Source organism: Paenibacillus sp. FSL H7-689 (assembly GCF_000517905.1).
In the GTDB taxonomy this organism is placed as follows: Bacteria; Bacillota; Bacilli; order Paenibacillales; family Paenibacillaceae; genus Paenibacillus; species Paenibacillus amylolyticus.
The window spans coordinates 372,219-379,030 of record NZ_ASPU01000066.1 but is presented as its reverse complement, the minus strand read 5'-3'; the positions used below and the strand labels follow the sequence as shown (position 1 = coordinate 379,030).

Sequence of the window (6,812 nt, the reverse complement as noted above, 5' to 3'; positions counted from 1 at the left end):
GTGCCTGTTGCTCCGGTTACTCCCGTTGTACCTGCTGTGCCTGTTGCTCCGGTTACTCCCGTTGTACCTGCTGTGCCTTGTGCTCCTGTTGCACCTGTCACTCCAGCTGTCCCTGGTGTGCCTGTCGCCCCCGTAGCCCCAGTTGCGCCTGTAGCTCCGTTGATGCTTGGGGTTTCGCCCAGCAATTCGGAAGAAACCAAACGATGGGCTGTTACCAAAGCGCCTGTGCTGCTCTTACCCCATACGGATACTTGAACAGGATCATTAATCGTCGCTGTTGTTGTAAAAGTAAACTCGAAGGCATCTAAATTGGCAAAATAGTTGTTGGTTACTATTTGATTAGGTGCGATGTCAAAAGACTCACTGACATACAGAACCCTCATTCCACCACTCATGTAATACCCTTGTATTTGTATGGTTGAGGTACTCACATCACTACGGTTATCAATTTTGACTGTAACTGTCTGAGTCGGCCTTACACCGCTAACAGCATTATTTTCTATTGGCCCTGTTGATAAAAAGCTCATCGCTACATCTCCTCTTTTGGGGATTTCTGATCTCCTAGATGTCATTAACTGTTTTTTCGTGCTCCACCACCCGGTGTGCATCTACCAATTGCCCAGAGGCTTGTTTGCCCCACACTGAAATCCCTACTTCCTCCACACCTTCCACGTCTGTTCCAAAAACAAACTCAAAAGCAGCTAAATCTGCAAAATAAGTTCTGGTCACTGCTTCATTAGGAGCAATACTGATTACTTCACTCACATACAGCGTTCTTGTTGTGCTTAGCACATACCCCTGAATGGATACTGTTACAGAGTCCACCTCAGCCCGACTTACCAATCTAATCGTTACCTGTTGGGTCGGTCTAACCCCGGAAACCGGATTGTTTTCAATCGGCCCAGTTGACAAAATAGCCATTTTTCCCATCCCACCTTTATGAACCTCTGACTCTAGCAGTATTTGGCATAAGCTCACTCGATAGTAATATTCAAACACTCAATCAACGGTGTGGACAAAACACAGGGGGCACCCCACCATTATCACTTAACAACCTTCTACGCTCAGGGCTTTAGCTATACAAAAACTGGAATATGTACAACAAAGAGAAGAAATTATGCAATGTCAAAGTTGGTCAGCAAGTAAGAGTAGATTTTGTTATGTAACTAGGATCGATTCCCGAAAAAAACGAAATGACCGTCCCCCTGGGAGATTCCAGGGAAACGGTCACAGCTTAAGACGTCTTTTTCTCGTATCTAACTCATGGGGCGAGTAAAGCTATGCTTGAAAGTGTAGTTTTATAGAATACGAGATCGTATTTTACCATCAAGCCCAATGTTAAACACATAGAATAATCATTTTCTTCATCCTCTACTAAAAAATAGAAAAAGATTGTATTATCTTAAAATTGTGATATGATATCGTCAAGTTAATAAACATTTAAAAGAAAATATGAAAGATAATTACATTTAAATGTGACCAAACCTCTTTCTTCGCCAAATTTCAGTGTTCTAACCCATTTTATTGAAAGCGATTACAAAAAGAAACCTGACAGATTATAGCTTTTCTAATCATACCCACAGATGCAGGCTTACTTCGGGTTATAGCCACTTCCCTTGCTGCCGTGACCACGTACCCGGTGCACAGGTTGTCTGGCTTAAACCATATATGACAACATGAAGACTTAACCTAACAGCCAACCTAACCATTATTTCAAGAAGGGGGTGACATGAGGAAAATCTTTTCGTTTTTTCGACATTTCATCATCTCAGTTATTCTGAATTTCAGCTCACCAACTAATCCAATCTCATGGAGGCGAAACGTATGATTCGTAAACCGCTAGTTTTGTTGTTGTCGTGTCTGCTAATCTTTGTCACCCTGCCCGTTGAATCGAGCCATGCAGCCAATGCAGCCGTTGCCAAACTTCCTGGAAACTCTAATCCCCTCATCGATCATAAACTGGGAGCCGATCCTTATGTGCTCGTCCATAACAATCGGGTCTATGTCTACATGACAGGTGATGCATATCTGTACAACAGTGACGGCTCTGTCCGAGAGAACCAGTACAGCACGATTGGGAAAATTAACGTCATCTCCTCAGCTGACATGGTGAACTGGACAGACCATGGTTCCATCCCGGTAGCGGGTGCGAATAATGCCAATAATGGACAAGGAATTGCCAAATGGGCTACCCAGTCCTGGGCTCCTGCCATGGCGAAGAAAACCATTGCTGGCAAAGAAAAGTTTTTCCTGTACTTTGCCAACTCGGGTGGAGGTATTGGCGTACTCACGGCTGATTCCCCCATTGGACCGTGGTCCGATCCAATTGGTCGTGCCCTCCTGACTCACGGTACACCGGGTATGTCCGGCGTAACATGGCTCTTTGATCCGGCTGTACTTGTCGATGATGATGGCTCTGCTTACTTGTATGCTGGAGGCGGCATCCCGAACGATACCAATGCTGCTTCCATTGCCAATCCCAAAACAGCTCGGGTCATTCGTCTCGGTGCCGACATGACCAGTGTGGTGGGCAGTGCTGTGACTATTGATTCTCCTTATATGTTCGAAGATTCTGGCATCCACAAGTATAACGGCAAATATTATTACTCCTACTGCATCAACTTCGCGGGAACACACCCCACTGCATATCCAAAAGGTGAGATCGGATACATGGTCAGCGACAGCCCGATGGGGCCTTTCACGTATAAAGGACACTTTCTGAAAAATCCTGGCACGTTCTTCGGTGTAGGCGGCAATAACCACCATGCCGTTTTCCAATTCAACAACGAATGGTATGTGGCGTACCATGCGCAAACGGTAAGCAAGGCATTCCTCGGTGATGGTAAAGGGTACCGTTCCACACATATCAACAAACTGACACATAATGCGGATGGAACAATCCAGGAAGTTCAGGGGAATATGACAGGTGTACCTCAGACCACTAACCTCAACCCGTATGTCCGCGTGGAAGCCGAAACCATTGGCTGGCAAGCAGGAATTAACACTGAACCGAGTCAAGCGAGCGGTGGACCTGTAGCCAATCAGAATGTCACTAATATTCATAACGGGGATTGGATCGCGGTCGGCAATGTTGATTTCGGCTCAGCTGGAGCCTCCAAGTTCAAGGCCAATGTCGCTTCTACCGGAAATGGCAACATCGAGGTTCGACTGGACAGTCCGACAGGCCCACTAGTTGGAACACTTAACGTAAGTTCAACTGGCGGTTCGCAAACTTGGCGCGAGATGGAGACCAATGTTACCAATGCTACAGGGGTACATCGTTTGTATCTGGTGTTTACAGGCTCGGGCAATGGAAATCTGTTCAAACTGGACTACTGGCAGTTCACATCCGGTTCGGGCGGTAACCCAAATCCTAATCCAAATCCAAATCCAAACGTTACCCGTTACGAAGCCGAGAATATGACGCTTGGCGGCCAATACGCTGGTGTGATCAGTTCCCCTTTTAATGGAGTCGCTCTTTACGGGAACAATGATTATGCAGCATACAATCAATATTTTGCATTCCCAACTCATCAATTCTCTGTCCGTGGCGCTTCCAATAACAATAATACAGCTCGTGTTGATCTGGTCATCGGGGGTGTAACCGCTGGTTCTTTCTACTTCACGGGAACGGAGCCGACCGTTCAAACCCTCACCGGCATCACTCACGCTACAGGCAATCAGGAAATCAAGCTGGTCGTAACAACGGATAATGGCACTTGGGATGCTTACATTGATTATTTGGAGTACTCGCTTTAATTCATAGGACAAGATCAACTGGGAGGATAGAATATGTGGAAAAAAATCAGTACTCTTCTACTCGCTCTTCCTTTGCTTATAACATCATTCCCTTTGACAAGTCCGGCAGCTTCAGCCGCAACGTTCAGCAATCCGGTTATTTACGCGGATGTTCCTGACAGTGACGTCATTCGGGTGGGCAATGCATTTTATATGACAAGCACAACGATGCATATGAATCCGGGAGTCCCGGTCATGAAGTCTTATGACCTGGTCAACTGGAGCATCGTAAACTATGTATACGATACGCTTGGAAACGGGGATATACAGAATCTGAACAATGGACAAAACGAGTATGGGCGTGGTTCCTGGGCGAGCAGTTTGCGGTACAACAACGGTATATATTATGTGGCCTTTGGATCGCTTTCTACGGGCAAGACGTATATTTACCAAACCAGCAATATTGAAACAGGACCATGGACACCTTACACATTGAACAGTTATTACCATGACCCCTCCCTTTTGTTTGACGGGAATCGAACCTTTCTTGTTCATGGCAGTGATAACATCAGTATCATTGAGCTGACACCTGATGCCAAAGCCGTTAAATCCGGCGGGCTCAATCAGGTCCTCATTCCAAACGCAAGCAGTGTAGCCGGCTCCAACATGATTGTAAAGGCAGAAGGAGCACACATTCAGAAGATCAATGGTATGTACTATGTATTCCTGATTGCCTGGCCTTCGGGTGATGGTCGCATTCAGCTTGCCTATCGTGCAAACACATTGACAGGTCCATACACAGGTAAAGTTGTACTCAGAGACTCGGGAATCGCCCAAGGAGGCATCGTGGATACCGCATCCGGCGCTTGGTACGGCTTGCTGTTTCGTGATAGCGGGGCCATTGGACGCATCCCCTATCTCGTTCCTGTGACGTGGTCGGATAACTGGCCTGTGTTTGGGGTGAACGGCAAGGTTCCCCTTAACATGAATATGCCCGTTGAAGGTCAGCCTGCTGCCAAAATCTACGGGTCCGATGAGTTCAACGCAACCACATCAGGCACACCCTCAGTAACGCAACTGTTAGTGAACGGCGGCTTTGAGGAAAGTAACATTCAGCCGTGGACCAGCAACAATACGGCAACCATCAACTTAACGAATGCCGAAGCGTTCAGCGGTACAAAAAGTCTGCTCGTCAGCGGCAGACAGCAGACAGCAGGCGGAGCCAAACAGATGGTTACAGGCAAGCTGGTAACGGGTGGAACGTACTCTTTTTCGGCAAAGATCAAATACACTACTGGTCCTGCAACCAAAACGTTCAATCTTAGCATCCAGAACGGTGCAAGTTATACCGGAATTACCATTATGGGCAGTGCGACGTTAACTCGCGGACAGTGGGGTACCATTCAAGGTACGTATATCGTTCCGTCGAATGCAGACCTGTCCCAAAGCTTCATTTTTGTGGAAACACCGTATAACTCGAATCCGGACCCGACCAATGATTTGATGGCGTTTTATGTAGATGACGTCTCCCTGACGAGCAATTCATCTTCCGGTACATCCAGTCTCGCTACTTTCTGGCAGTGGAATCATAACCCTGATGCTGCCAACTGGTCCCTGCTCCAGCGGCCCGGTTTCATGCGGTTAACCGCAGGCAAAATCAGCAAGAACCTGTTAGAAGCCCGCAACACGCTGACACAACGAACCTTTGGTCCAAAAAGCACAGGGATGACCGCTTTGGATACAGCCGGCATGAAGGATGGTGATTATGCTGGACTTGCTGCTTTTCAGGCCAAATATGGTTTTGTCGGCGTAAAAATGACGGGCAGCACCAAATCCATCGTTATGGCTAATGCCAGTTCCGGCACCATGACTGAAGTAGCAACTGTGCCATTAAACCAGAACAGAATCTATCTACGCGTCATCTGTGATTTTACGAACCAAACCGACAAAGCCTACTTCGCTTATAGCCTGAATGGCAGCAACTGGACAACCATTGGCAATACACTTCAAATGTCTTACACCCTGCCACACTTTATGGGATATCGGTTTGCACTATTCAATTATGCAACGAAGTCTACCGGAGGATATGCAGATTTTGATTATTTCCGCGTAGAATAAATGTAGTTTTATTCGGTTATTAATGTTTCGTTTATTGATCAGGACCTGGACTTCACCATGTGTGGAGTCAGGTCCTTTTCAGTACATTTTTTATGAAGAGCTTCAGCTTTTAACTTTTAAAAATCCCGGAACTGCTTTATATAACGCATGTATTCTTCAGCACTTCGGTTAATCTCTTCATCCGTAGCCTGGAACGAGGCACCATAGACTGCATAATGCGGCAGCGCCTGAACCCCTACATGATTCATGCTTGCTACGAAGGGTGCAACAAGTTCCTCTACGCTGTAACCGATGGAACCATCTTTCGCATAATTCTCCTGCTTATCCCCTATGGACATGGCCAGACCCATCCGCTTTCCCTTCAATCGATTACCTTTCGATCCGTACGCCCATCCATGGGTAAACACGTCATCAAACCATTTTTTCAGTAGCGGTGGGTAACTGTACCAATATAACGGGAACTGCAACATCATATGATCATGTGTCTCCAACAACTCTTGTTCTCGGCAAACATCAATCTTCCAATCGGGATAGGCCGAATATAATTCGTGAAGAACAATATCATCTGTATGCTGCAACAACTCCTCCTTCCAGCGACGATTGACTCTTGAACTTTCGATATCGGGATGTGCCAGAATAACAAGTGTTTTCATCATAAGTTCCTTTCTTCCCATCCAGGGTGTTGGTTTCTTTAATTGAATATGGACTTACAGAATATGGCGTTACCGCCAACACCATCGTGGATGTCATGTGTGCTTGGGGGAGGGACAATATTGCTCTCAGGCAACAACGTGGCGAAGATATCGTATTATTGGAGAACAACGATTCCGAATCTTGATTTCACAGTTGCACATTCCTCATACATTATGTAGGACATATGTCTCTTTTTCCACGAAAACGATTAAAAAACCTTTATATTCCAGACAAAATGATCGATATACAAAATGGGGCACCTG

Annotated in this window: 4 protein-coding genes and 1 pseudogene; 2 read left to right on the top strand and 3 right to left on the bottom strand. The window is 46.2% G+C overall.

What is annotated here, in order from left to right; all coding sequences use genetic code 11:
* Both C170_RS31470 and C170_RS29845 read right to left on the bottom strand, forming a co-directional pair.
* Nucleotides 1-527, bottom strand: a pseudogene (locus tag C170_RS31470) (YVTN family beta-propeller repeat-containing protein); the annotation flags it as partial.
* A 34-nt stretch (nucleotides 528-561) separates the two neighbouring features.
* A complete protein-coding gene (locus C170_RS29845) occupies nucleotides 562-921 on the bottom strand; it encodes a hypothetical protein (RefSeq protein ID WP_036617491.1) in 360 nt (119 codons plus the stop codon).
* A 903-nt stretch (nucleotides 922-1,824) separates the two neighbouring features.
* Between C170_RS29845 and C170_RS29840 the strand changes: the two genes are divergently transcribed.
* Nucleotides 1,825-3,759: a carbohydrate-binding protein gene (locus C170_RS29840; protein ID WP_036617489.1), complete on the top strand. Its 1,935-nt coding sequence runs from the start codon at nucleotides 1,825-1,827 to the stop codon at nucleotides 3,757-3,759.
* A 33-nt stretch (nucleotides 3,760-3,792) separates the two neighbouring features.
* The gene (locus C170_RS29835) at nucleotides 3,793-5,856 is read left to right on the top strand and encodes a family 43 glycosylhydrolase (protein WP_036617486.1); all 2,064 of its coding nucleotides are present in this window, start codon (nucleotides 3,793-3,795) and stop codon (nucleotides 5,854-5,856) included.
* A gap of 116 nt (nucleotides 5,857-5,972) precedes the next feature.
* Here C170_RS29835 and C170_RS29830 read toward each other — a convergent pair whose 3' ends face one another.
* Nucleotides 5,973-6,509 (bottom strand): NAD(P)H-dependent oxidoreductase, encoded by a 537-nt coding sequence (locus tag C170_RS29830; protein WP_036617635.1) that lies wholly within the window; start codon nucleotides 6,507-6,509, stop codon nucleotides 5,973-5,975.
* Nucleotides 6,510-6,812 lie beyond the last annotated feature (303 nt).

What these genes read in the sequence shown, in the direction of transcription:
- C170_RS29845 (WP_036617491.1), bottom strand. Translation starts at nt 921, where the DNA reads ATGGCTATTTTGTCAACTGGGCCGATTGAAAACAATCCGGTTTCCGGG.
- C170_RS29840 (WP_036617489.1), top strand. Translation starts at nt 1,825, where the DNA reads ATGATTCGTAAACCGCTAGTTTTGTTGTTGTCGTGTCTGCTAATCTTT.
- C170_RS29835 (WP_036617486.1), top strand. Translation starts at nt 3,793, where the DNA reads ATGTGGAAAAAAATCAGTACTCTTCTACTCGCTCTTCCTTTGCTTATA.
- C170_RS29830 (WP_036617635.1), bottom strand. Translation starts at nt 6,509, where the DNA reads ATGAAAACACTTGTTATTCTGGCACATCCCGATATCGAAAGTTCAAGA.